This window comes from Ancrocorticia sp. (genome assembly GCF_052089425.1).
GTDB lineage: Bacteria > Actinomycetota > Actinomycetes > Actinomycetales > Actinomycetaceae > Ancrocorticia.
In genome coordinates this window covers 47,689-69,498 of record NZ_JBQCZW010000003.1, presented here as the reverse complement: position 1 = coordinate 69,498, position 21,810 = coordinate 47,689, and the positions used below count along the sequence as shown (strand labels likewise).

The window sequence follows — 21,810 nt, the reverse complement described above, 5'->3', positions numbered from 1 at the left end:
ATGTTGGTGCAATACCCCGGCCCCCTATTAAGCTGAGCAACATGGACACTATCGCGCCGTCACGGCCGCGGTACATACGCACACTAGGAGACACTATGAAGCCGAAGCGTTTCGCGCTGACGGCGGCTACTGCCGCAAGCATCGCCATGGTGCTGGCCGCCTGCTCGCCCGCCAGCGATAACGGTGGGGGCGACGAATCTTCCTCGGGAGATAAGACGACGGTTACCTTCCGCCTATGGGACGATGTTGCCGCTCCCGCCTACGAGGATTCCTTTGCGGAATTCGAGAAGCAGAATGACAACATCGAAGTTAACGTGGACGTTGTCCCATGGTCCGAGTACTGGAGCCGTATCCCGCTGGACATCAACTCTGGCGATATGGCCGATGTGTTCCTCGTCAACTCCTCGAACGTTGCCCAGTACGCGGATAACGGCAGCCTGATCAACGTGAGCGAAGCAATTAGCGACGATCACGACGAGTGGGAGCAGTCCGTTGTTGACCTGTACACGCGCGACGGCAGCCTGTGGGGCGTTCCCCAGCTCTGGGATTCAATCGCCCTGTTCTACAATCAGGATCTCGTGGATGCTGCGGGCATTGACGTAGAGGATCTGACGTGGGCGCCGGGGGCCGGAGATGGCGATACGCTACTCCCAGCACTTCAACAGCTCACCACTGATTCCAACGGGAACACGGCTGATTCCGCCGATTTCGATGCATCCAGCGTTGACACCTACGGGTTGAACGCGCAGGCGGACATGCAAGCCATGTACCTGCCGTGGCTAGCAGAGAACGGTGCGCAGTTCCAAAATGAGGATACTGACGAATTTGCCTTCGCTTCAGAGGAGGGCGTGGAGTCCTTCGGCTACCTCATTGACCTGATCAACGAGTACAACGTGGCACCCTCCGCGGCGGACACCAACACCAACGGTGATCTTTCCCGCGACCTGTTCAACCAAGGCAAGCTGGCCCTGTTCCAGTCCGGCCCCTACAGCCTCCCGCAGATCGCTGAAGGCGCCACCGACATCAACTGGGGCATCGCTCCCATGATCGAGGGTCCTGAAGGCCGCGTGGGAACCGTGCACGGCGTGGTTGCTGTTGGCAACGCCAACACTGAGAACGAAGATGCCACAATCGAAGTCATGAAGTGGCTTGGTTCCGCAGAGGGTCAAGCCCCACTCGCCGATCAGGGCATCTCCTTCCCCGGCGCCGTTGACGCTCAGCAGGGCTACGTGGATTACTGGGACGAGCAGGGTGTTGACGTGACCCCGTTCATCGAGGCCGCCAAGGGCGATACTGCCCGCCCACCCGTGGGCCCGGCCGTTGACGCCGGCACCAACGCGTACACCCCGCCGCTGGCCGACCTCTTCCTCGGATCCGATGATCTGGCGAAGGGCCTGCAGGACGCTCAGGACGCCGGTAACGCGGCCATGGAGTAGTAGCGCGGCTTTACCGCTGCGCACAGCACATAAGTAAAGCAAGGAAGGCGGCTAGGCTTTTGCCCTAGCCGCCTTCCTTGTGACCGTGGCAGCGTGTACGCCGCCACCCGCTTGGCAATCGCCGATGCCACTGTTTCGGGGCCATATGCGGGTTTCAATTCCGTATGCTGTAGCCGCTGTGCGATATGCACGGCGCACACCACATAGGGAACTCAGTCGCTATATCCCCGTCCGACAAGGCACCGCATCTTGGCTTCAATTCCGTATGCTGTAGCCACTGTGCAATATGCACGGCGCACACCGTATACGGAGCTGGGTTGGGACTATCGGCTTGTCGCACCCCTACTGAGGATCGAGAAGCCGGGCGATTCCAGCAGCGCCGGCCTCCACAACATCCAGAGTCGCGTCAAAATCTCGCGTATACCACGGGTCGGGCACATCGTAGGTGCCTTCCGAGGAGTAGTAGTCCGAGTACCCCCGCGAGCGCTTGTGCTTGTTCTGCCCGCCGGCAAGAACCCCGCCCGGGAGATAGCAGCCTTCCGATGCAATCGGGGCCGTCCCGTCAAACTCCCGCCACAAGTGAACTCGTTCGAGCGGAACGCCGAGGCGCTCAAGAGTAGGCCGCAGCGCCCGCGCATGGCCCACAGTCATAGCAAGAATCAGGCCAGATTCAGTAAGCTCAGCCGGTGTTGCTTGGTGCGCCCGGCGAACAGGCACTGGATAGCCATTCTCCCGCAACATTGCGGCCGCCGGAGGATAGATCGGACCACCGGATTCTTCGTCCGAGACACCACAGCTGGCAACACTGTACTCATCGAGACCCGCCTCATGGAGCCGCTCCCTCAGCACCACTTCACCCATAGGCGATCGGCATATGTTACCCGTACATACCACGAGAATCTGCGGGAGGGCGTCAAGGTTCTTCAGTATTGTGGCGCGGGCACTCTGGTCCTGAGGATGGGATACGTGCGTCATGGCTCCATCCTAGAGGCTCATATTGGCAGTCTCGCAAAGGTGTTCTCTAAGCGCCGCGAGAGTGCCGGGCTTGGTTCTTTGAAAAGCTCAAGAACCGGCGTTGCGGAAATGGACTTCTGAGCGGACTCGCTAGGAGCAGTGGGCACCGCCATCTTGCCCGGTTTAGCTTGAGCCTGTTTAGTGGCCCCCGGCTCCCGGAATCCCCTACCGTCAGCTAGCTTCCCAGTATTGGCCGGTTTGGTGGCCCCAGGACGCCAAAAGCCCACGGCGGTGCCGCCCTGAATGATCGACTTACGGAATACACCATTGTTTCCCGGGACTAGATCCTGAGCGTGCTCCGCGGGAATGGTCATCCATCTACTGCCATACCCCAAGATGAGTTCGTCGAATCCTGGCAGGGCAAGAAGGGAACGGCTGAGCGTAGCCGATCCAATGGCCTCGGCACGTTCCATCACCGAGTTGTAAACCCAGTATGTCTCCCCATCAACATCGATCCCAGTCAGCTCAGCAGAACATGCCTCAATACCTTGATCGATCTCCCTGAGCGGAAGCTGACTCCACCAGTTGATGTCCTTGCGCGAAGCCGGCCCGTGCGAGGCCAGATAGCGCGCCACGACTTCATGAGCGGCATCTACGCGGCCCAACGCACGCGGATGCTGGATCCATTCCTCCGCGAGGACAAACAGCTGCTTGCCATCAACCCCAATCGGTCCCTGCACCAGAGTCCCCTCGACACACAGGTGATGCAGAAGGTAGTAGCCCCATCCGTTACCCGAAGGCACGCCGTTTTCCTCCCAGCACGCGATCAGAGCGTCTCTGGAGACGCCGTGTGCACGCTCTACATCGTCGCTCCCCCGGCTACCACCTGCCTTTTCGCCGCTGCGCCCAGCCTCACGGCCCGGGCCACCAACATGTAGGAGAGTCACCGTTAGATCGCGAACCTTGTCGATGTGGTGCGCCGTGATCCCGCGATCCATCCGGCGCTTTTCCTGCCCCATCAAGCGCGGCTGCGCGGTGAGTTTCAAGTACCAGCCAATATCCTCGGCCGGAACCACGTGGAGCGTGCCGCGCTGTGGCCACGAGCGCACGATCAGGCCCGCATCGAATGCCTCGCGAACCTCCCCCACAGAACGCGCCCGCGTGCGCAGCGCCAAGGAAAGTAGCGCACCGGCCCAGTCCTGCCCTTGCATGCACATCATGGCGCGTGCCGCCTCTGCCGCGGTTTCCCACGGCTCACCAACCAGCCGTTGCGCCAGCAGGCGTAGCTGAGAAATCCTGCGGCGCTGGCTTGCTGTGCTCATGTGGGAGATTCTGCCACGGCTATCCGACAGCCCGAACCTCATACACGTCCACCAAGTCCGGAATCAGAGCGCAGTCCGCGTCAAAAAACGCTGATACCATCCCGAAAATCGTCAATTACGGGTAGCAAAATTACCGCGACACCAACGAGGAACAGGAGGCCGGAGCTAAATACTTTCCAGCCACGCCCTGGGGCAGTGCTGGGTGTGGCCGGTATCTGGCGTGGGCGGTCCGACCCCGTGTCCCACGCGCTTCCTTGGGAGGCAAGCGAGGGTGCGACGATTTCGGAGCTGGTCTGCCACTCGGGATCGAGAGAAGCTCCGTGGCCGGAACTGTGGCCACGGGCGTTGCCGTCCTGAAGTACCTGCGCGAAACCGGCTGAGCCCTTTCGCACGTATAGAATCGTCGCGGCAAAAATCGGCATCAGGGGCACCACGATGATCGCGGTGATCCATACCCAAGCGAACCGGGCATCCCCCGTAGCAAGGTGGAAGGCTGCGGCGGCAAGGCCCGCGCCACTCATGAAAGCGGTCAAGAGTCTCAGCATGGCCTAAGAGTACACGGGGCCTCTACCAGAAGGTCGCCAGCCCGAGACTGCTTGCCGCCGGCAGCGAGAAGACCCGTTTCCTATGCCGCGAGCGCGCGGCGTAGGAGTTCCCCGGCATTGGCACGCGGGCCAGTGAAGAATGGGACTTCTTCGCGGACGTGGCGGCGGGCCTCGGTGGCGCGAAGATCCCGCATGAGATCGACTATGCGCGTCAGATCATCGCTTTCGAAGGCCAGCAGCCATTCGTAATCCCCTAACGCGAAGGAGGAGACAGTGTTGGCTAGAACATCGCGATAGCCGCTGGCGGCGATGCCGTGATCGCGGAGCATCTGGCGGCGCTCGGCGTCAGGCAACAGATACCAATCGTACGAACGCACGAACGGGTACACACACAGGTATTGCTTCGGTTCTTCGCCCGCGAGGAACGCCGGTACGTGGGCACGGTTGAACTCCGCTGCGCGGTGCACTCCGACCGAGGACCATGTGGGGGCAAGGCGGCCGGCAGATTCTTCAAGAATTACTCGGTAGCCAGCCTGTAAGGATTCAACCTGTGGCGCGTGGAGCCACAGGAGGACATCCGCATCCGCGCGAAAGCCCGAGATGTTGTACCAGCCGCGGATCGTTAGGCCGTTGATGGCGGCAAGGCGGTTGAGGATTGCTTCAGCAGCTTGGGTGCCAGGAGCCCGTTGGGTGCGATCCTCTCGAAACACGGCATACATCGTGTAGTTGATGGATTCGTTGATTTCTTCTGCCACTGCTGAATGGTCAATCACGGGGATCTTCTCCTGAGTCATCGTGGATTACTTCCTCTCCGTTGCGTTCCGTGCATTTGGTGTATCTGGTGTATTCCATGTATCTGGTGTATTCGGTGAGTCAAGGGCGGTGCACCCAACGGGCTGTTTGCGCTCAGGTCCTAGTCCTGTTCGCCAGCCAGAACTGGTATGCCGGTGACCTCGCCGAAGCGCATGCGGCAGCTGCCCGGAGGAGCCACATCCGGGAAGGCACCCAGCGCGCCAAGCGTGGGCGCCGGAACCTCTTCGCCCCTTTCCCGCGCAGCCCGTTCCATCACCATGTCCGCAATACCGGCTATGAAAGGCTGGCGTACACCCACGGTCCCTGCTCGGGCGGCAGCCACTCCCAACCGGGATGCTGTTTGCATAGCCTCGATATCCAGATCGAAGGCAACCTCCATATGGTCGGATACGAAGCCGATGGGCGCAATCACGATCTTCTTGGTGCCCGCGGCTGCCAGCTCCTCGATGCGATCATTCACGTCCGGTTCCAGCCAAGGGACAACACCATCGCCTGAACGGGAACAGAATGCCAAACTGGAATCGAAGCGATGCCCGAAGCGGTCGGCAAGTAGCCCGTCTACTGTGGCGCGCACATCCTCGTGCTGCTCACGGTATCCAGGCCCCGTAACGGCCGACGCCTTCTGCATGGTGACGGGGATCGAGTGGGTGACGTACACGATGTGGGCGCCGGCCGGGCCGCCGGGCAATTGCTCGAGCGCCTCGATAATCGCATCGGCGTTGGATCGCACGAAGCCGGGCGAGTTGAAGAACGGGCGAAGGATATCGATGTGGAGGTTTTCCTGCGCGGCCGCGAGGTGTTCGCGGTACTGGCGACTGCCGGAGTATGAGGCGTAGGCGCTTGTCACGAGAGTGAGGACGCGCCTCGCGCCGAAGGCTGCAGCCGAACGTAATGTATCCACCGTGTATGGGTGCCAGTTGCGATTACCCCAGATCACGGGAAGGGCGATACTGCGGCGCTCAAATTCGGCACGCAGCGCGGCGGCCAGCGCGAGATTCTGTTCGTTAATTGGGCTCTTGCCACCAAAGCCGTAATAGTGCTGGCCCACTTCCTCGAGGCGATCGTCGGGGATGTTCTTCCCTCTGGTCACATTCTTCAAGAAAGGAACAACATCGTCTGTCTTGTTTGGCCCACCAAACGAGCAGATCAGCAGGGCATCATACGGGTACACCTCATTTAGCACAACGTTCACCGTATCAGCTTGGACGGCGTAGTTGAGCACTCAACATCCATTGCTGCACACGCCACGCCGCAACGCGGATTAGCCCGCATTCCCCGGGGTGATCAATCCTGACTCGTAAGCGAGAATAACTAGCTGCGAGCGATCACGTGCCTGAAGCTTGCTCAGGAGCCGGCTCACGTACGTGCGAGCCGTGGCGGGGCTAATGTACAGGCTCGCCCCGATTTCATCGTTCGATTCTCCCAGTCCAACGCGTGTGAGGACCTCGCGTTCACGCTCAGTCAAGGGTTCGAGAAGATGCGGGCGGGTTCGGCCAGTGGGGCCTCCCGCCAAAGCGCTCATCACCTTGCGAGTAATCGCGGGGGAAAGCAGAGCATCGCCAGTTGCCGCTGCTCGAATCGCAGCCCGCAAGTCATGTGGAGCAATGTCTTTGAGGAGATAGCCGACCGAACCTGCCCTGATGGCAGCCAGAATGTCCTCATCTTCGTCGAAGGTGGTGAGTACCACCACCCGGACTCCGGTCAGCGCGAGATCATCCACGATCTCACGGGTAGCCACAATCCCATCCATCTTCGGCATACGGATGTCCATGAGAACCACATCGGGCCTGTAGCGGCGCACCTCCGCAACGCCATCGCTGCCATTAGCGGCTTCGGCAACCACGTGAATATCGCCATCGTGTTCAGCCAGAGTTCTCAAGCCGGCTCTCACAAGTTCCTGATCATCAACAAGGACAATACGAATCATGAAAGCCTCACTGGGATACTCGCCGCAACAACATAGCCTTCGCCCGGAACGGATCGAGTGCTCAGTGATCCGCCGAGCAATCTGACTCGCTCAGTCATGCCTGCAATGCCAAATCCCATTCGCTGGCCGCTTGCGGGTGCGTTCATGTCCCGGTCACCTCCACGGCCATTGTCAGTGATCGCGAGCTGGAGGCGTTCATGTTGAATGCTCGCCTCCACGCTCGCCTTTGTGGCCCCTGCGTGGCGGACGATGTTGGTGATTGACTCTTGGATAATGCGATAGGCAGCAGTATCAACTGGATCGGCAAGCTGTGAGGGATCTGCGGTGATCATAACCGCCACATCAACTCCTGCGAGCTGAGCCGTTTCAACCAACTCCTGAATGGAAGAAAGGGACTGGGGGCGGCGGGTGCCGTCGTCGTCGTTATCTTTCGAACGTAAAATTCGGACCATCGCGCGGAGGTCACCCAGCGATTTCGCACTCACCGTTCGGATCACGCCAATCGCCTCATTCGCGGCCCCATCCTCTGGTCCAACGGCCTCCGCGGCAACTCCGGCTTGAAGCGAGATGACGGAGAGGGTGTGGCCCACAGTATCGTGTAGTTCGCGCGAAATGCGTTCCCGTTCGATCTGAATCTGCAATTCCATTTCGCGAACTAGCTGTGCTTCCGTCAGGCGGGCGATTTCGGCTTGTTGGGTCTCCTGGGTGCGACGAGCGCGCACGACGTATCCAAGCGCGATTGCCGCGGAGAACAGGGCAATGTTCGTGACTGATTCGTATCCGAGCAGGAAGCCAAGCGCTTCTCCTCCCTCGCGAACGCGGAAGTACAGGGAGACGGTGAGGGTCAGCAAGGCAGCCCCTACCGGCCATAATCGGAGGCCCGCTTCAGCTGCGGAAAACACCGCAGCAACCACCGGAATCGCCACGCCGATAGGCGGGTAATCCAGAATGTAATACCCAAACATTCCCAAGACGCTCAACGTGAGGACTGTGCGCGGTGCCCAGCGGCGAGCAAGCATGAGGGCGCCGAATACGGCGGCGAAGAGATAGGCAATGGGATCCGGGGTTCGCCCACCACCTTCTCCTGTGGCGATGATGAGGGCAAGAGCTAGCGTGACGATTAATCCCAGCATTGCATCCATGATCCACGGTTGGGTGGAGGCGCCCGATTCACTGGATTCGCTGGGTACATGGGGTTCACGGGATGATTCGCTGCGAGAGGCACCCCGCCACTCTCCAACGCCTGATACTCCCTCACCCATAGCCATGAGCCTACCGGGTGGTGCGGCAACGCGGCATGAGTCCCCGAGCGATACCTTGTGTCGCTTCTGAACGTATGAGAATCGCGATGCGTATCGGTAGCGAACGAGATTCTGTACGGATGTGCTGGGGACGGCGCGTTCCTATGGTGAGAACCATGAACATTCATCAATCACTGAATTGGCCGCTCATCACATTTTTGGGTGCGCTCGCAATGATCCGCCCTGTCTCGCGAATCGTTGGCAACCAGCTGAGCGGAGGAACTTCTCCTGCACTCCCCATCACCATGACTCTTGTTGTTTCGGTGATCTGGGTGCTCATCGTGGGGATGAGCAGGGTCGAACGCCCTGTTGCGACACTCGTATTGGCGGGGCTAACCTACGCCGTGTTCGCGATCATTCTCAGTGCCATTCTTTCGCCGATTCTCTCAGGGCAGCTGCAAGGCCCGATAGCAAATCCGGCTGCGATCATCCCCATCCTGACAACCAATGCCCTGTGGGGAGCCGTTGCCGGTGGTCTCGCACTGTTGGTTCAGCGTGGGCGAGGGATCCGCAGCGGAGATTCCTAATCCCACACTCGTCACGTTCCGCGGATAATCTCATCGGTTCCGCGGCAGATTTGTCGGCACAGAACGAGAGTTCGTGCGGGTGATTCAACAGTGTCTGCGGCGAAGCGTCACCTATTCGCTCGCAGCCAGTCTGCGAATACTGCCAATCCCTCCTCTGGGTTTGCGCGGCCGATTCCTATGCGGAACCGGTCCGTAGGCGTCGGGCCCAGTTCGGACTGGTACATGCTCGGCGGTAACAACAGGACACCGGCCTCTTGGACCAAGCGGGTGCAGAACTCCTCGGTAGTGCCGGTACCAATGTAACGCGGAAACGCGACGCACCCGCCATCAGGTGCGCGCCATTCGAAGAGTTCGGGAAACTCCGCAAAGAACGTATCGAACACAGGGATGTTCCGTTCCAGCAGCGCCCGTTGACGGGCCAGAATCGCGTGACGTGCCTTTACGGCGATGCGGGCGAGTACCTCGCTGGGAGCAGAATTGCAGATCGTGGTGTAATGCTTGGCTCTGACGAGCTTGTCCAGCAGGTCACGGTCACGGCACGCAATCCAGCCGAGGCGCAGGCCGGGGAGCCCGAGCGACTTAGACGTGACGTTCAGCGAAAGCGCGTGCTCGGAGAGGTCCACTGCTTGCGTGAGGGTGGCAGCGGGATCGCGTTCCACACCGCGATAGACCTCATCGCTGAAAAGGTAGATACCACGCTCCTCACAAAAGGCCACCAAGGCCGCGAAATCCTCGTGGCTAATGACCTTGCCGGTGGGATTGTTCGGAAAGTTGACGGAGATGACCTTCGTATTGGATCGAGTGGCGGCGCGTATTGCATCCAGATCCAGCGCCCAGTCATTATCCGCGTCCAATGGCACACCCGTCACCTCGCACAGGGATAGCGGCACGGTTTCAGCTGCCTGATAGTTCGGCGTTATTGCTATGGCATGGTCCTGCGAGCTGAGGAGGACTTGCATGGCGAGGTATATGGCTTCCTCGGCCCCAGCGAAGCAGACAACATCATCGGCGTCCACACGTTCGTACATGCCCGCGATGGCGGCACGGAGCGCCGGATCTCCCTCATTCGTTGTGTACCCAAGCCACAAATTCTCCCAGGCATCACGATCCTCGTCATCAGCGAGAGCAAGCAGCTCGCGCATGCTCATGCTCTGCATATCCGAAGCTGCCATATGATAACGGGCCGTGAACTCCCACTTCGAAAAGTACGTCTCGAGCCGGAAATCCGCGAGCTGACTCATGGTTGTTATCCTTTCGGTTGGGTGCCGCGCAACCCAGCAATCGAGTTCTACAAGGAGACAGGAGGGCGGCGAAACCCGTCGTCGTTATCACCAATACCAACCCAGCATACTTCCCGCGGATGCTGCGGACCCGCGAGGCGACGCTCGGCGTTTAACCACGTGCCGTGCGACTGTACGCTTGGGGCATGGCTGAGCGAGTATCGAGGGAACAGGTGATCGCTTTTCGGCTCGCCGCTCATCACCTCGTGGAGCGGGCGAAGGCGGGCGCGCTCGATGAAGCAACTGGGAGTTGCGGTGTTCAGGACAGTCCGCCCGGATCGGCGCTGCTTTCGCTCGATGCCCGCGCCGAAGGCGCCACGGCAAGCAGGCTCGAAGCCGCGCTCAACGACGAAAGGACACTTCTTCGGACGTGGTCCATGCGTGGCGCCCCCTACATCATCCCCGTAGCTTACGCCGCGACCTTTACCACCGGGGTTCTTCCTCCCACCGACGCATCGCTGAGGCATTTTATCCTCGGCGCGGGGCCCGATGTGGATCGGGTGGGCCTGAGCCTGTCCGATGCTGTTGAGCTGGCCGCAGCCGAGATCCCGAATGCTCTGACCGGGCGCAAGCTTCCGATCAACGAGTTAGGCATCGAACTCGCACAGGCCATCGCGCGGCAGCTGCCAGCAGAGCAACGCCGATTGTGGGGCGAGGAAGGTCCTCACGCCAAGGGACAACCGCTCGGGGAGGCCATCGTTCACTTTTGTCTCCGTATCCTCGCGCTGCAAGGCGTTGTGTGCTTTGCTGCAAGAGCGGGGAACAAGGCACCGTTCGTCTTGACCGACGAGTGGGTCAAATCGCCTCTCCCTGCGATCGATCCGCAGACAGCTCGCGCGGAACTGCTGCGCCGTTACCTTCATTGCTACGGCCCATCGACGCCAGCGGCCTTTACCTCGTGGCTCGGAGTCCAGACCAACGATGCTGACCATTGGTGGGGGCTACTTGAGGATGAGCTGATCGCGACCTCATCGTGCCAAAGACGCACCAGCAAGCCGTTTGGACGTCGGTTGGCCGTCCGGGAGCCCTATTGCAAGATGGCGAGATCACCGGCACGTGGCGCGCGCGAAAAGCCGGGAACAGACTCGCCCTAACAATCAAGACGTTCGGCGAGGTGTCTCACCGTCAGAAAGCTGCCCTGCAAGACGAGGCGGAGAGAATGGTGCCACTGAGAGGCACCGCTACTGTAACCACCACGTTTGAAACCTACTGACCCTCAACCCTGCAGCGCCTCGGAACCAGCGTTGAGCACCAGCGTCGCCCCAGCAGGATCGGCAATCGTGGTACACCGCCCAAACGGTGAATCCATTGGCTCGCTGACGATCTGCCCGCCGAGCTCCCGCACTTTCGCGAGCGCCGGCTCGGTCGCCTCCACATCGAAGTAGACCCGCCAGAAGGAAGAGGCGCCCGGTGGCAGAAACGCAGTGGCGTCGAGGATTCCCGCGCACGCCTTCTCACCGGCACCATTGGTCACGTAGCGGAAGCTCCCAGCGCCGTCTTGGCCCACAGCCTCGCCGTCGTCGCCCCTATTCGCCCCCTCATCTTCTCCGGACATCCACGCGATATCAAAATCAAAAACGGCCCGGTAGAACGCAACGGCCGTATCGAAATCCTTGCTCAGGAGCTCGAACCAGACGGGCGTGCCCGCTGTGCCCGTGAACGTGTAGCCGGCGAATCCGCGCGCTTCCCACAGCCCGATGAATGCGCCCGTGGGATCCACGATGATTGCCATGAGCCCGGATTCGGGGATTTCCATGGGCTCGGAGTAGACGGTGGCGCCGTGGGCCTTGGCCAGCTCCACGCGCGCGGCGATGTCATCAACGGCCAGAAACACATCCCACCGATCCGTTATCGGGTTCCCATCCGGGCCATTCATGCCAGCCATATCCATGAAGCCGGCGATGATGTTGCCGTCCTTGAGGACCATCTCATAGTGGCCCACTTCCGCGCCCTGATCCACGAAGTTCCACCCGAACAGCTCGTGGTAGAAATCGCGGCTCGCCGCCGCCTTGTTGGTCCCAAGGTCAAGCCATGTTGGCGTTCCTGTTGGTTGGGGCATGATCCGCTCCTTTCCTTGGCCGGTCGCCGGCACCTTTCGTGTAGGGCCTTCGCCGGATGTGCCTTGAATCTATCGCCTAACGTGGGTGTGGACTAGTCCGATTGTGCGGTGTTGGGTCCCTCTTTTTTCGACGACGAAGCCTCCTTCGCCAACATCGCGGAATTATAACTCCGCATGTTGTAGTAGCCGTGCAAATACGGATAGCTACTACAGTATGCGGTTCTGTAGCGGGGCTAAGGGTTCGGCGTGAGATGCTGATGGGGTGCTCACTTCCGCATGTTGTAGTTGCCGTGCGTATACGGGGGTCTTCCACCTTATACGGAGCTATACAGAGCTATGCGGACGCAGCCTCACCCGCCAGCGCCCACGATTCGTTTCGGCTAGCCGCGCAAGCTAGCCAATGCGGACAACAACGGGACTCCGTGCATATCGGCCGGCGTGAACCGGAGGGTGATGCCGGGCGGTAACTCGTGCTTGTGTGGCGTCAGGGTTAGTGGCACCTGATAACCTGCGACCAACGGGCGGCTGGGTGCCAACTGATCAACTGGATCCGCGTCCGCATGCATGGATACCGCTAAGAGCCACGGATTTCCTATGGAAAGTGGCAGGGAGACCGGGCCGTCTCCGCTCAGCAGAACCCCCGCCGCAGGTAAGCCGACGGGGACCGGGCGGGCATACCAGCCAATCCACGTTTGGCGGGGCATCCGCAGGCGCGAATCAGCGTTTGTACCGAAGTCCAGCCGCACCTGAAGGCTTGGCTGGCGCGGGTCACCTACCTCAAACGGAACCACCGGCCGCTCCGCGACACTTTCGGCAAGGCGGCGCAGCTCTGCGGGAGCCGTACCCACTGCGTCGCGGAATCTGCGGGTGAAGGTGGACAGAGAGGAGAAACCGACCTCCGCGCACACGTCCACCACAGGCTCGTCGGAGGTGAGGAGCAGGCGCTTCGCTTCGGCGAAACGCAAGGCCGCCAGATACTCCATGGGAGGCAGGCCTGTGGCGCCAGAGAATAACCGCGAGAAGTGAAAACGGCTGTATCCCACGTGATCTGCGAGGTCTGCAATGGTGAGTGCTGCGCCGAGGTTCTCTCGCATCAATCCCGCCGCGCTCGCGACGAAGTCAGGGGTTTGTCCCTCAACCAGCGTCTCGCGGCGCGCCATGATCTACAACCTCGCAGCCAATCTCTTAGGTGTTAGCTTCTTCAGATTTCCCCGTACTCTAACAGTGCGAGGCAAAGCGTGGACAGAACAGCGAAACTCATCAGGGCTCTCAGCACCCGATCTTTTTGCATCGCGAACACATTGCCGGCGATGCTAGAAGGCAGCAGCGGTCGCGAAAGCTTGGCCCTACGCCGATCTCATTCAAAAATGTGAGGTCTCATCATCACTTTCTTTCTTCAAAACAGGCCCGAAGTTTAGATACACGTCGCCTGTTAAAGAAGGATGAGGAAAGCCCACACTATGGCTTGGCGCGCGAACCGTATGATGTTGCCGTTTACGGCGTGCTGACCTGCATCCATTCGGTCCACGTGTCCTGATCGATAAAACCAGCCTCACGCTCTACTTTCGATGCCATCAGCGTGCCGGGATTGCTTGATCGTCGAGGTACGCATCCAATTCCATGAAGTGCAGTAACTGCTGCCGCATGGGAACCGTGCTTGACCCGTTAGCCGCACGGGCCGCGCACTCCATACGCTCAGCTACTGCGCTGCCCGTAAGCTGTGCAACCGTACAGGCCGTCGCTTCGGCGATGAGGATAATTTCGGGCAGCTTGGCAATTCGCTCGCCGTTCAGGATGCGACTCAACGTTGCCTGAGAAATGCCCGTTGCATCGGCAAGCGCATCTTGGGACAGACCCGCCGCCGACCGTGCGTTCTGAATAGCCGAGATCATTTCATTTTCGGTCATCGCTGGTCAGGGCCTCCCACTGCACTCGATCGAGTCTTACCGCATAACTACATATTGGGTGCTCGTGCTCAAGCTGACGCATCGGCCCATTCCTTGAGTGCCGCGCGAATGGCGTCAGAACGGGTTCGGTGCTCTCGCTCTGCCCGGTCCATCACGGCCGAAAGCTCTGATTCAGTCAACCGAACCGTCACAGCGCGCGTCGGCTCATCCGCACGGGTCGGCCTACCTGGAGATCGGAAAGTTGCACCGGGAAATCCCTCTTCGGCGTTCTTTACAAGGCGTGCGATCACTTCCTCGGTGATTTCTACGCCACCGATCGTTCCATACGAACCGTTGACCGGCCTCACAGTCTCATCACTCATCTCGCCCTCCTCTGCATCTTTAATACCACTGATTTGCGAGCCGGCATCGCGTGAATCACGAGGAACCTAGCGCCGTTTCCGAAGCGCAATGCGGCTAGCTCCCACGGCCTACCGGCATTGTCGAACGTGAGGCGCATGTACCGTGGTGGCTCGTCATCGTCGATGATAGTTTCATCAACACCGCTACTCCACATGTGGATCACTTCATCTACGCTCAACCCGCGCTTCAGCGCCGATTCGTGGACTTGCACGCGCATCAACGAGGACCCCCGATGTATTTATGTACACAATACTACCTAAGTTTCGTGTACTTAATGAGAATTACCCTGAAGCCAGATTCTTACACACACTTTCGCTACCCAGATAAAGATATCCACATTGATTGTCGGGCTAATGCGGACCGGGAAGTGTTGATGTTTCGTGTCCACATGAGGCAGGTGCTATGCGGATATCAACGCCTGACGGCGCATACGGTGCCAGAGCTGCAGAACATTCTCAGACAGAACTCCCAAAGCTGCACTCAAACTGCATATAGCCGGAGCCATATATATTCGGGGCCCGGCTCCATATACAGTGCTGAAACTTCGGGTTAGCTGTGATTGAGCCACGCCGTCGCAGAGCTCGCAAAGGTGAGCAAGCAGCGGTAGGTCGGCATAATCTCATCGACTGGCTGCACATTTTTCAGCCTAATCGCTAGACCACGTTGGCAGCATGGGAACTCAAAGAGGGGCACCCACAACAATCAGTGCCATTGCAGCAGATCCTTCGACCACGTCTTTCCTTCAGATTCATGGTTTAGAGCGGGTTCGATTAGCCGGGCGGCGAGTCCTGCGGCCGCCCCAACAGTTTGATACCCGGAGCAGTGGGGCACTGACCTGCTCAGCTTTTCGTAGCCGGAGCCCCAATTTGTCGGGACCACGAACCGCTCAAAAGGTTCCATCTTGCGGCGATTACGTTCCGTGTTGATTGCAAGATTCAGGGCCGTGCCATCAATATCCTGCGTAACGGCGAAGATAACGATATCGACCAGGTCCTTTTCACGACTGGAGGGACGTCCGTCATACTCAGCCATCGTGGCGCACACCTTGTCGGCTATTTGATCAACCACCGGGTATAGACGGTATGGATTGCTGATGAGTCTAGGAAGGTCGAGAGCCGTCGTGGGAACGGATGTCTGGATCTCATCCGTCACATCTGCGCCGATCACGAGGTCGATCCGCACGGTACTCTTCTTAGTGGCTCCGATATAGGTATCGAAAGAAACTCGATACCCGGCCGTATAGGGTTGGGCATTAGCTGCGCTTGCTGGTTCATGGCTCACATATTCGAAGCGGAAGTGATCACCTAAGTCAATCGAAGCCAGCCGCTTCAGATCCTCTAGCGCCCTGTCGATACCGAAACCTTGACGGTAAAGGTCGATGTCTCGAGTGGAACGTGTGGACGGAATGCGAGCAAGGATGCTCGCGCCTCCTTTAAGCACCCACTCTGAAGACTCTCCTTCTGAGAAGATACGGCTCAGGAAACGATTGAAGTACTCCAACTGAATACGTTTGTTCGTGTCAAGAGAGGAGTCAGCCTTCGCGGCCGACTTTGCAGCTTGCTTGATCGCGTCCTCGACGCCGCGAGCCGTTGGATATGGCTCAGGCTTGATCATCATCGTCCGCCTCACTTGCAATAGGGACCGCGTTGCGTTCGATAGGGACCGCGTCGCGCGCGACTGCGGAGCCAAAAGAATTGGCCAAGGCCTTAGCCCACTGCTGCGAGAGGTTCGTGAGAGCAGGCGTGTTTATTAGTTCTTCAGTAGCTTTACCGAAACTAGGTGCAGCACTGTCAGCCACGATCTTTGAAACAATCTCCCCGAGTTGAGGCAGTAGTGCATCGCGGAATGCCTGCCCACTCAGATCCGATACTTCCGACGTAAGCGACTCGAGACTTGGTATCTGCGATTTCAGGACTGACACGTCAATCTTCGGCATCGCATGCTTCAGATAGCTAGCGAAAACTCTCGAGCCTAGCGCTGGATAACCCGAGATCCTGCGTGCAACGGCATCAAGATCCAGCCCTGCAACTTCAAGGAGTCGGTCCAGTACTGCAATACCGTCATGCCGCCTGAAGCCATGGCGCTCGGCCAGCGGACTAAACAGTTCTCGCAGGCGCTTGAAATCCAGAGACTGCTTCTTCACCGCCGCACCCAGAGCATCGGCGACAAGGCTGAGATCCCCAACATCCTCGAGCAGATCGGCCAGAGTCCGTTCGAGTGTCATCGCCGGGATTCCCTCAACCAGAGTGATATCCCTGTCTTCAAGGCGGCGCAGCCGGTATCGAATCTCAACTCGTTGAGTTTGACGGCGCTTAGCGGAGACAAACTCATGGCGGCTCGCCCACAGGTCTCCGATGCCATGAAGCAGGGCTGCTGACGAACTCGCAACGACAACACCATCCGACAGATTCCTGAGCCGATCTTCCGCCAGAAGCTTCGGTTCGGTGCTGAGCCAGGCGGCTCGAAGGTCTTCAAACTCATCGCCTGGCGCACCCGCATCCCGGTACACACCGTTCGCAAGCCGCTCCAGATGTCCGGATTCACTCAGTCGCGACAGATTCAGGCGGGTGACTCCAAGCGCACTGGCTTGCGCCGTTGTCACCATGCCCCATTGCGAGGCTGTAACATCAGCGAGCTTTCGAAGAGCCTCATCCGATTTCACACTTGAATTGTATCGCTATGGTTGAAACAATCCAAGCTTTATGCGAAATATATCTACCTTGAACACAGGCCACCAAACCGCCCCGGCGCTGCGATCACACCGACGCGGTTACAGCCCGAACCCCAAAACCCCTCCGAGTTCGTCTATGTAAGAACCCCTCCCGCGAGAGAGGCCGCCGCCGTCGTCCTAAAAAGCCCAATCGTCATCGGTGGTGGCCTCGGCCGTGCCGATGACGTACGAGGATCCGGACCCGGAGAAGAAATCGTGATTCTCATCGGCGTTGGGGGAAAGCGCGGCCAGAATCGCCGGGTTCACTGCTGTCTGATCCGGCCCGAACAACGCCTCATAGCCAAGGTTCATCAGAGCCTTGTTGGCGTTGTAACGCAGGAACATCTTGACATCCTCGGTCAGTCCCATGCCGTCGTAGAGCGATTCGGTGTAACCCTCCTCGTTGTCATAGAGGTCCATGAGCAGAGAGTAGGTGTAGTCCTGAAGCTCAGCGCGGCGCTCCGGCGATGCCTTGGCCACGGCAAGCTGGTACTTGTAGCCGATGTAGTAGCCGTGGACGGCCTCGTCGCGGATGATGAGGCGGATGAGATCCGCAGTGTTCGTCAGCTTGGCGTGGGCGGACCAGTACATGGGCGCGTAGAAGCCCGAGTAGAAGAGGAAGGACTCCAGCATAGTGGAGGCAACCTTGCGCTTTTCGGGATCATCGCCACGGTAGTAGTCCAGCACGATCTCCGCCTTGGTCTGAAGGAACTCGTTTTCCTCGGACCAACGGAAGGTCTTATCGATCTCCTCGGTGGAGATCAGCGTGGAGAAGATGGAGGAGTAAGACTTCGCGTGCACTGACTCCATGAACGCGATGTTCGTGTACACGGCTTCCTCGTGCGGCGTCACGGCATCTGGGATGAGCGAGACGGCGCCTACAGTCCCCTGCACGGTGTCCAGCAGTGTGAGCCCGGTGAACACGCGGGTGGTCATCTCCTGCTCGTGCGGCTTCAACGTGTTCCATGACTGGATATCGTTGGAAAGCGGGATCTTCTCAGGAAGCCAGAAGTTGCCGGTCAGCCGGTCCCAGACCTCAAGATCCTTATCATCGTCCAAACGATTCCAGTTGATGGCCTGAACTCGATCAACAAGCTTGAGCTTTGGGGGCGTCATCATTCTCCTTAGTCGCAGGTTCGTCCATTCTCTCACCTCCCGCACGATCCGAGTAGACGCACCACCGTGAAGTCCGCCGCGAATTGAGCCGCGAACTTTGGAACGTGGGAACGCGAGTACCCGAGTACCCGAGTACCCGGGAACAGGCGAACACGACTACTCAGAACCGCGAGTACGCGCGATCCCCCTGACGGCGCGAACACCGGAACGCCCCGCCGCCCACTGACCGATCACGCCTAGCGGCCACCCGCCGCCGTCCTCTACGTTGGCCTCTATGACACAAGGACCGGACAGCCCCACCACACCCCGCTACCGCGGCCGCATCGGAGGCGTGGATATCGCGCGGGCGCTGGCGATCTTCGGGATGTTTTATGCGCACGTGGGCCCAAATCACGATGGCGCACAAGGGATCGAGGGCATCCTTCTGGCGCTCCCGGACGGCCGCTCGTCCATCCTCTTCGCAGTGCTCGCAGGCCTCTCGATATCGATCCTGACGGGCCGAAACGTGCCATATGCAGGCGAGGACATGCGCCGGGCCCGCCTTCGAATCTTCGCGCGCGCAGCGGTCCTTCTGGTGGTCGCGGGCCTTCTTTCCGTCCTCGGCACACCGATCGCGATCATTCTGGGGTTCTACGCGGCATGGTTCGTGGCGGCGCTGCCTTTCGCAAAGCTCGGCGCGAAGCCACTGTTCATCATCGCGGGCGTGTGGGCGATCGTTGGGCCCACGCTGCTGCCGATCATCACCTGGGTCATGGACGGCCTGTACCTGTGGCCCTCGGGCGATGCCAACAGCTTCGTCATCGATACGTTCGTGACCGACACGTACCCGGGGCTGACCTACATGGCCTACGTGATTGCCGGAATGGGCATCGGCCGCCTCGACATCACGGCGCGCCGGGTCCGCACGTGGCTGCTGGGCACCGGCTGCGCACTCGCCCTAGTTGGATACGGCGCCAGCGCGCTCCTCACCACCGCGCTCGTCACTCCCGAGGATGCTGACATGTATTCCGATTACTCAGATTCCTCATCGAGTTCGGTGATTTTTGACGACGACGGCGGCTCATCTTCCATTGAGGACTGGAGCGAACCCGCTCCCTTCCAGTGGGAAGGCTCTAAGGCCCCAGCTGCTGAGGCGTGGGTTGTTGCCGAACCGCATACAAACACGCCGTTCGAGGCAATAGGATCGGGCGGCTTCGCCATTGCCACCCTTGGGCTGTGCTTACTTGGGGGGCGCCTTGCATCCAACGTGCTCTATCCTCTGGCGGCAGTTGGCTCTATCTCCCTGACCGCCTATTCCTTCCACGTCGTGCTCGTTGCTTTCCACCCGGAATGGGTAGGCGGGGACAGCTGGGGACCATTACTTTCGCTGATTCTCCTGACCGTCATCCTTGCCTTCGTATGGAAACACTTCTTTACGCGCGGCCCTCTCGAATGGGTGATGTGGAAGGTTTCGATCAAGGCAGCGGGCGATTAAATCGGCTCAAATGTGCACCTCAGCGTGTGAACCTGAGAGACTAGGTGTCAACACAGGGAGGTGCCGTGGCTACTAATCCACATCTGGGCATTTTTGACACATCCGTCAAAAGCAAGGAAATCGTTCAGCAGATCGTTGCTGGCGTGGACGATTCACTCGGCCCACAGCCACGTCTCACCCTTCCCGCAGGCACCACGCTGACGGTTCGGGGAGAACCCGTGGCTCACGTGACGCTGGTCCTGAAGGGCAGGGTGGCTCTGGTGCAGGAATCAAGCGCTGGCACGGTGGTGATGCATGAGGGATCCACGGGCCGTTTGATCGGCCTCATGTCCATGACGGAGGGTGGCAACGCCCAGAACACCGCCCGCACAACCACCGATATCACCTGCGTACAAATCACGTTCGATCAACTGAAGAAGGTGATCGATGAGCGGCCCACCATTTCCCTGCTCGCCACCACGTTGATCGTCAGATCACTGGACATGCGCCTGCGGCGCGCGGAAGAACTCCACCTCGAGCATGCCCGGCTCTCCGCGGATCTAGCCAAAGAACGCTCGGAACTCGCCACCGCGCTGACCAATCTGGAAGAGGCGCGCACCGAACTTGTTGCCCAGGAACGCCTCGTCTCGCTCGGCTCGCTTGCGGCCGGCATTGCCCACGAACTCAACAACCCTTTGGCGGCAATCGATCGCTTGGCCGAATACCTGTACACGGATGTCATGACGCTGCTCGGTTCTGTACCTGACAAGGACTGGGCGCATCAGGCCACCAGCACCATCGAGAACGCCATTGAGGCAACCTCGCTTTCCACCCGCGAGGAGCGGGCTCTCAGGAAGGAGATGACGGCGGCAATCGGCGATCCCGTTCTCGCTCAGCAGTTGGTGCTTGTAGGAATTCAGGATGTGGATCTTGCGCGCACACTTGTCCGGCGTTCCGGCATTGGCCGGGACGAGGTGGAGAACGCGGCTTCCATCGGCACCCACCTGCGCAACCTGCGCTCGGCCTCCAAGAAGATCACTGGCCTCGTGGCCTCTCTGCGTTCCTATGCGCGGCCCGATGGTGATCCGATTATGGGAGTGAACCTCCACGAAAACATTGATGACGCGGTTCGCCTCCTCTCACATAAACTCCGTGACATCACGGTGACCCGCGATTATGGTGACGTTCCCACGCTTGAGTGCCATTCGGGCCAACTCGCTCAGGTGTGGACCAACGTGTTGTCCAACGCCTGCGATGCGTTAACTGATACCGCCAATCCCGAGATCACGATTCAGACGTCCTCGCCCCACGAGGGGTGGGTCCGTGTCAGGATCATCGACAGTGGCCCCGGTATCCCGCCAGACGTTTTGGAGCACATCTTTGAACCACGCTTCACCACCAAATCCGGTCAAGTACGATTCGGTATGGGAATTGGCATGGGGATTTCTCTCTCGATCGTGGGGAAGCATCACGGGACCATGCGGGTCAGCTCCCAAACGAAAGAAGATACGGGTACCAAAGTCACCATCGATCTTCCTGCCACTCAACCCAAGGAGACACAGTGAAGTTAGCCATCCTAGTTCTCGAGGACGAACCAGAGGTTCGCGATGCCCTCATGCATGACCTGTCCGCCTTCATGCCTACTGCGCGGATCGAACCCGCAGAGGATGTTGAGGATGCGTGGGAGGTTATCCGAGAGATTCAGACCGATGGAGATCGCCTCGCACTTGCGTTGTGTGACCATCGCCTACCTGGCACCACTGGCGTTGACTTCCTCGTGGAGATGGCGCGCATGCCTCACACCACCCTGACACGCAAGGTGCTTGTGACTGGGCAGGCAGATTTAGAGGACACCGTGCGGGCTATCAACAAGGCGCAGCTGGATCGCTACATTGCCAAGCCGTGGAACGCGGATGAGCTGTTGAGCGTGACCCGCACTCAGCTCACCGATTACGTAGAGGCCTGCGGCCTCAACCCAATCGACTACATGAAGATTCTGGACAGTGAGCGAGCACTCGACCTCGTGCAAGGGGCCAGCCACGCGGACTAGGCCTCCAC

General features: G+C 59.5%; 20 protein-coding genes and 1 pseudogene. 6 read left to right on the top strand and 15 right to left on the bottom strand.

Going from position 1 to position 21,810, the window contains the following annotated elements; translation table 11 throughout:
- Positions 1 to 95: 95 nt before the first annotated feature.
- Positions 96 to 1,436 carry an ABC transporter substrate-binding protein gene (locus ACTHV6_RS02075; RefSeq protein WP_441385599.1) on the top strand — a complete coding sequence of 447 codons (1,341 nt, stop codon included), beginning with the start codon at positions 96 to 98 and terminating at the stop codon, positions 1,434 to 1,436.
- A 342-nt stretch (positions 1,437 to 1,778) separates the two neighbouring features.
- Here the strand turns inward: ACTHV6_RS02075 and ACTHV6_RS02070 are convergent, their stop codons facing one another.
- The 7 genes from ACTHV6_RS02070 to ACTHV6_RS02040 all read right to left on the bottom strand — a co-directional run bounded on the left by ACTHV6_RS02070 (position 1,779) and on the right by ACTHV6_RS02040 (position 8,259).
- Positions 1,779 to 2,411, bottom strand: coding sequence for a low molecular weight protein-tyrosine-phosphatase (locus ACTHV6_RS02070; RefSeq protein WP_441385598.1), 633 nt, complete (start codon positions 2,409 to 2,411; stop codon positions 1,779 to 1,781).
- Positions 2,412 to 2,428: 17 nt separating this feature from the next.
- A complete protein-coding gene (locus tag ACTHV6_RS02065; protein WP_441385597.1) occupies positions 2,429 to 3,712 on the bottom strand; it encodes a winged helix DNA-binding domain-containing protein in 1,284 nt (427 codons plus the stop codon).
- An 80-nt stretch (positions 3,713 to 3,792) separates the two neighbouring features.
- Positions 3,793 to 4,257: a hypothetical protein gene (locus tag ACTHV6_RS02060; RefSeq protein WP_441385596.1), complete on the bottom strand. Its 465-nt coding sequence runs from the start codon at positions 4,255 to 4,257 to the stop codon at positions 3,793 to 3,795.
- A gap of 80 nt (positions 4,258 to 4,337) precedes the next feature.
- On the bottom strand, positions 4,338 to 5,051 hold the full coding sequence (gene hemQ, locus ACTHV6_RS02055; protein ID WP_441385595.1) for a hydrogen peroxide-dependent heme synthase: 714 nt from the start codon (positions 5,049 to 5,051) through the stop codon (positions 4,338 to 4,340).
- Between the two features lie 119 nt (positions 5,052 to 5,170).
- Positions 5,171 to 6,292, bottom strand: a complete 1,122-nt coding sequence (locus tag ACTHV6_RS02050; protein ID WP_441385594.1) for a ferrochelatase — start codon at positions 6,290 to 6,292, stop codon at positions 5,171 to 5,173.
- Between the two features lie 39 nt (positions 6,293 to 6,331).
- Positions 6,332 to 6,997 carry a response regulator gene (locus ACTHV6_RS02045; protein ID WP_441385593.1) on the bottom strand — a complete coding sequence of 222 codons (666 nt, stop codon included), beginning with the start codon at positions 6,995 to 6,997 and terminating at the stop codon, positions 6,332 to 6,334.
- A complete protein-coding gene (locus tag ACTHV6_RS02040; protein ID WP_441385592.1) occupies positions 6,994 to 8,259 on the bottom strand; it encodes a sensor histidine kinase in 1,266 nt (421 codons plus the stop codon). Before ACTHV6_RS02040 ends, ACTHV6_RS02045 begins: the two co-directional genes overlap by 4 nt.
- A 155-nt stretch (positions 8,260 to 8,414) precedes the next feature.
- Here ACTHV6_RS02040 and ACTHV6_RS02035 point away from each other — a divergent pair, with 155 nt between their 5' ends.
- On the top strand, positions 8,415 to 8,825 hold the full coding sequence (locus ACTHV6_RS02035; protein WP_441385591.1) for a hypothetical protein: 411 nt from the start codon (positions 8,415 to 8,417) through the stop codon (positions 8,823 to 8,825).
- 107 nt (positions 8,826 to 8,932) lie between these two features.
- On the opposite strand, the gene ACTHV6_RS02030 is transcribed toward ACTHV6_RS02035, so the two are convergent.
- The gene (locus ACTHV6_RS02030; RefSeq protein WP_441385590.1) at positions 8,933 to 10,066 is read right to left on the bottom strand and encodes an aminotransferase class I/II-fold pyridoxal phosphate-dependent enzyme; all 1,134 of its coding nucleotides are present in this window, start codon (positions 10,064 to 10,066) and stop codon (positions 8,933 to 8,935) included.
- 185 nt (positions 10,067 to 10,251) lie between these two features.
- Between ACTHV6_RS02030 and ACTHV6_RS02025 the strand changes: the two are divergent.
- A pseudogene (locus ACTHV6_RS02025) lies at positions 10,252 to 11,318 on the top strand (DNA glycosylase AlkZ-like family protein).
- Positions 11,319 to 11,321: 3 nt separating this feature from the next.
- Here ACTHV6_RS02025 and ACTHV6_RS02020 read toward each other — a convergent pair.
- The 7 genes from ACTHV6_RS02020 to nrdF form a co-directional block, all read right to left on the bottom strand.
- Entirely contained in the window at positions 11,322 to 12,164 is an 843-nt protein-coding gene (locus ACTHV6_RS02020) for a VOC family protein (RefSeq protein WP_441385589.1), read from the bottom strand.
- 380 nt (positions 12,165 to 12,544) lie between these two features.
- Positions 12,545 to 13,324 carry a helix-turn-helix transcriptional regulator gene (locus ACTHV6_RS02015; protein ID WP_441385588.1) on the bottom strand — a complete coding sequence of 260 codons (780 nt, stop codon included), beginning with the start codon at positions 13,322 to 13,324 and terminating at the stop codon, positions 12,545 to 12,547.
- A gap of 414 nt (positions 13,325 to 13,738) precedes the next feature.
- The gene (locus tag ACTHV6_RS02010; protein ID WP_441385587.1) at positions 13,739 to 14,071 is read right to left on the bottom strand and encodes a helix-turn-helix domain-containing protein; all 333 of its coding nucleotides are present in this window, start codon (positions 14,069 to 14,071) and stop codon (positions 13,739 to 13,741) included.
- Between the two features lie 68 nt (positions 14,072 to 14,139).
- On the bottom strand, positions 14,140 to 14,433 hold the full coding sequence (locus tag ACTHV6_RS02005) for a ribbon-helix-helix protein, CopG family (protein WP_441385586.1): 294 nt from the start codon (positions 14,431 to 14,433) through the stop codon (positions 14,140 to 14,142).
- 742 nt (positions 14,434 to 15,175) lie between these two features.
- Complete coding sequence (locus ACTHV6_RS02000; protein ID WP_441385585.1) at positions 15,176 to 16,090, bottom strand: nucleotidyl transferase AbiEii/AbiGii toxin family protein; 915 nt, start codon at positions 16,088 to 16,090, stop codon at positions 15,176 to 15,178.
- The gene (locus ACTHV6_RS01995) at positions 16,074 to 17,135 is read right to left on the bottom strand and encodes a type IV toxin-antitoxin system AbiEi family antitoxin domain-containing protein (protein WP_441385584.1); all 1,062 of its coding nucleotides are present in this window, start codon (positions 17,133 to 17,135) and stop codon (positions 16,074 to 16,076) included. The genes ACTHV6_RS02000 and ACTHV6_RS01995 overlap by 17 nt, the downstream gene beginning before the upstream one ends.
- Positions 17,136 to 17,321: 186 nt before the next feature.
- Positions 17,322 to 18,299, bottom strand: a complete 978-nt coding sequence (gene nrdF / locus ACTHV6_RS01990; RefSeq protein WP_441385683.1) for a class 1b ribonucleoside-diphosphate reductase subunit beta — start codon at positions 18,297 to 18,299, stop codon at positions 17,322 to 17,324.
- A gap of 274 nt (positions 18,300 to 18,573) precedes the next feature.
- Here nrdF and ACTHV6_RS01985 point away from each other — a divergent pair, with 274 nt between their 5' ends.
- The 3 genes from ACTHV6_RS01985 to ACTHV6_RS01975 all read left to right on the top strand — a co-directional run bounded on the left by ACTHV6_RS01985 (position 18,574) and on the right by ACTHV6_RS01975 (position 21,802).
- A complete protein-coding gene (locus ACTHV6_RS01985; RefSeq protein WP_441385583.1) occupies positions 18,574 to 19,773 on the top strand; it encodes a DUF418 domain-containing protein in 1,200 nt (399 codons plus the stop codon).
- 65 nt (positions 19,774 to 19,838) lie between these two features.
- Entirely contained in the window at positions 19,839 to 21,317 is a 1,479-nt protein-coding gene (locus ACTHV6_RS01980) for an ATP-binding protein (RefSeq protein WP_441385582.1), read from the top strand.
- On the top strand, positions 21,314 to 21,802 hold the full coding sequence (locus ACTHV6_RS01975; RefSeq protein ID WP_441385581.1) for a response regulator: 489 nt from the start codon (positions 21,314 to 21,316) through the stop codon (positions 21,800 to 21,802). The genes ACTHV6_RS01980 and ACTHV6_RS01975 overlap by 4 nt, the downstream gene beginning before the upstream one ends.
- Positions 21,803 to 21,810: the final 8 nt, after the last annotated feature.

What these genes read in the sequence shown, in the direction of transcription:
- ACTHV6_RS02030 (WP_441385590.1), bottom strand. Translation starts at nt 10,066, where the DNA reads ATGAGTCAGCTCGCGGATTTCCGGCTCGAGACGTACTTTTCGAAGTGG.
- hemQ (WP_441385595.1), bottom strand. Translation starts at nt 5,051, where the DNA reads ATGACTCAGGAGAAGATCCCCGTGATTGACCATTCAGCAGTGGCAGAA.
- ACTHV6_RS02010 (WP_441385587.1), bottom strand. Translation starts at nt 14,071, where the DNA reads ATGACCGAAAATGAAATGATCTCGGCTATTCAGAACGCACGGTCGGCG.
- ACTHV6_RS01985 (WP_441385583.1), top strand. Translation starts at nt 18,574, where the DNA reads ATGACACAAGGACCGGACAGCCCCACCACACCCCGCTACCGCGGCCGC.
- ACTHV6_RS02070 (WP_441385598.1), bottom strand. Translation starts at nt 2,411, where the DNA reads ATGACGCACGTATCCCATCCTCAGGACCAGAGTGCCCGCGCCACAATA.
- ACTHV6_RS02020 (WP_441385589.1), bottom strand. Translation starts at nt 12,164, where the DNA reads ATGCCCCAACCAACAGGAACGCCAACATGGCTTGACCTTGGGACCAAC.
- ACTHV6_RS02005 (WP_441385586.1), bottom strand. Translation starts at nt 14,433, where the DNA reads ATGAGTGATGAGACTGTGAGGCCGGTCAACGGTTCGTATGGAACGATC.
- ACTHV6_RS02040 (WP_441385592.1), bottom strand. Translation starts at nt 8,259, where the DNA reads ATGGGTGAGGGAGTATCAGGCGTTGGAGAGTGGCGGGGTGCCTCTCGC.
- ACTHV6_RS02015 (WP_441385588.1), bottom strand. Translation starts at nt 13,324, where the DNA reads ATGGCGCGCCGCGAGACGCTGGTTGAGGGACAAACCCCTGACTTCGTC.
- nrdF (WP_441385683.1), bottom strand. Translation starts at nt 18,299, where the DNA reads ATGACGCCCCCAAAGCTCAAGCTTGTTGATCGAGTTCAGGCCATCAAC.
- ACTHV6_RS02000 (WP_441385585.1), bottom strand. Translation starts at nt 16,090, where the DNA reads ATGATGATCAAGCCTGAGCCATATCCAACGGCTCGCGGCGTCGAGGAC.
- ACTHV6_RS02035 (WP_441385591.1), top strand. Translation starts at nt 8,415, where the DNA reads ATGAACATTCATCAATCACTGAATTGGCCGCTCATCACATTTTTGGGT.
- ACTHV6_RS02065 (WP_441385597.1), bottom strand. Translation starts at nt 3,712, where the DNA reads ATGAGCACAGCAAGCCAGCGCCGCAGGATTTCTCAGCTACGCCTGCTG.
- ACTHV6_RS02045 (WP_441385593.1), bottom strand. Translation starts at nt 6,997, where the DNA reads ATGATTCGTATTGTCCTTGTTGATGATCAGGAACTTGTGAGAGCCGGC.
- ACTHV6_RS02060 (WP_441385596.1), bottom strand. Translation starts at nt 4,257, where the DNA reads ATGCTGAGACTCTTGACCGCTTTCATGAGTGGCGCGGGCCTTGCCGCC.
- ACTHV6_RS02075 (WP_441385599.1), top strand. Translation starts at nt 96, where the DNA reads ATGAAGCCGAAGCGTTTCGCGCTGACGGCGGCTACTGCCGCAAGCATC.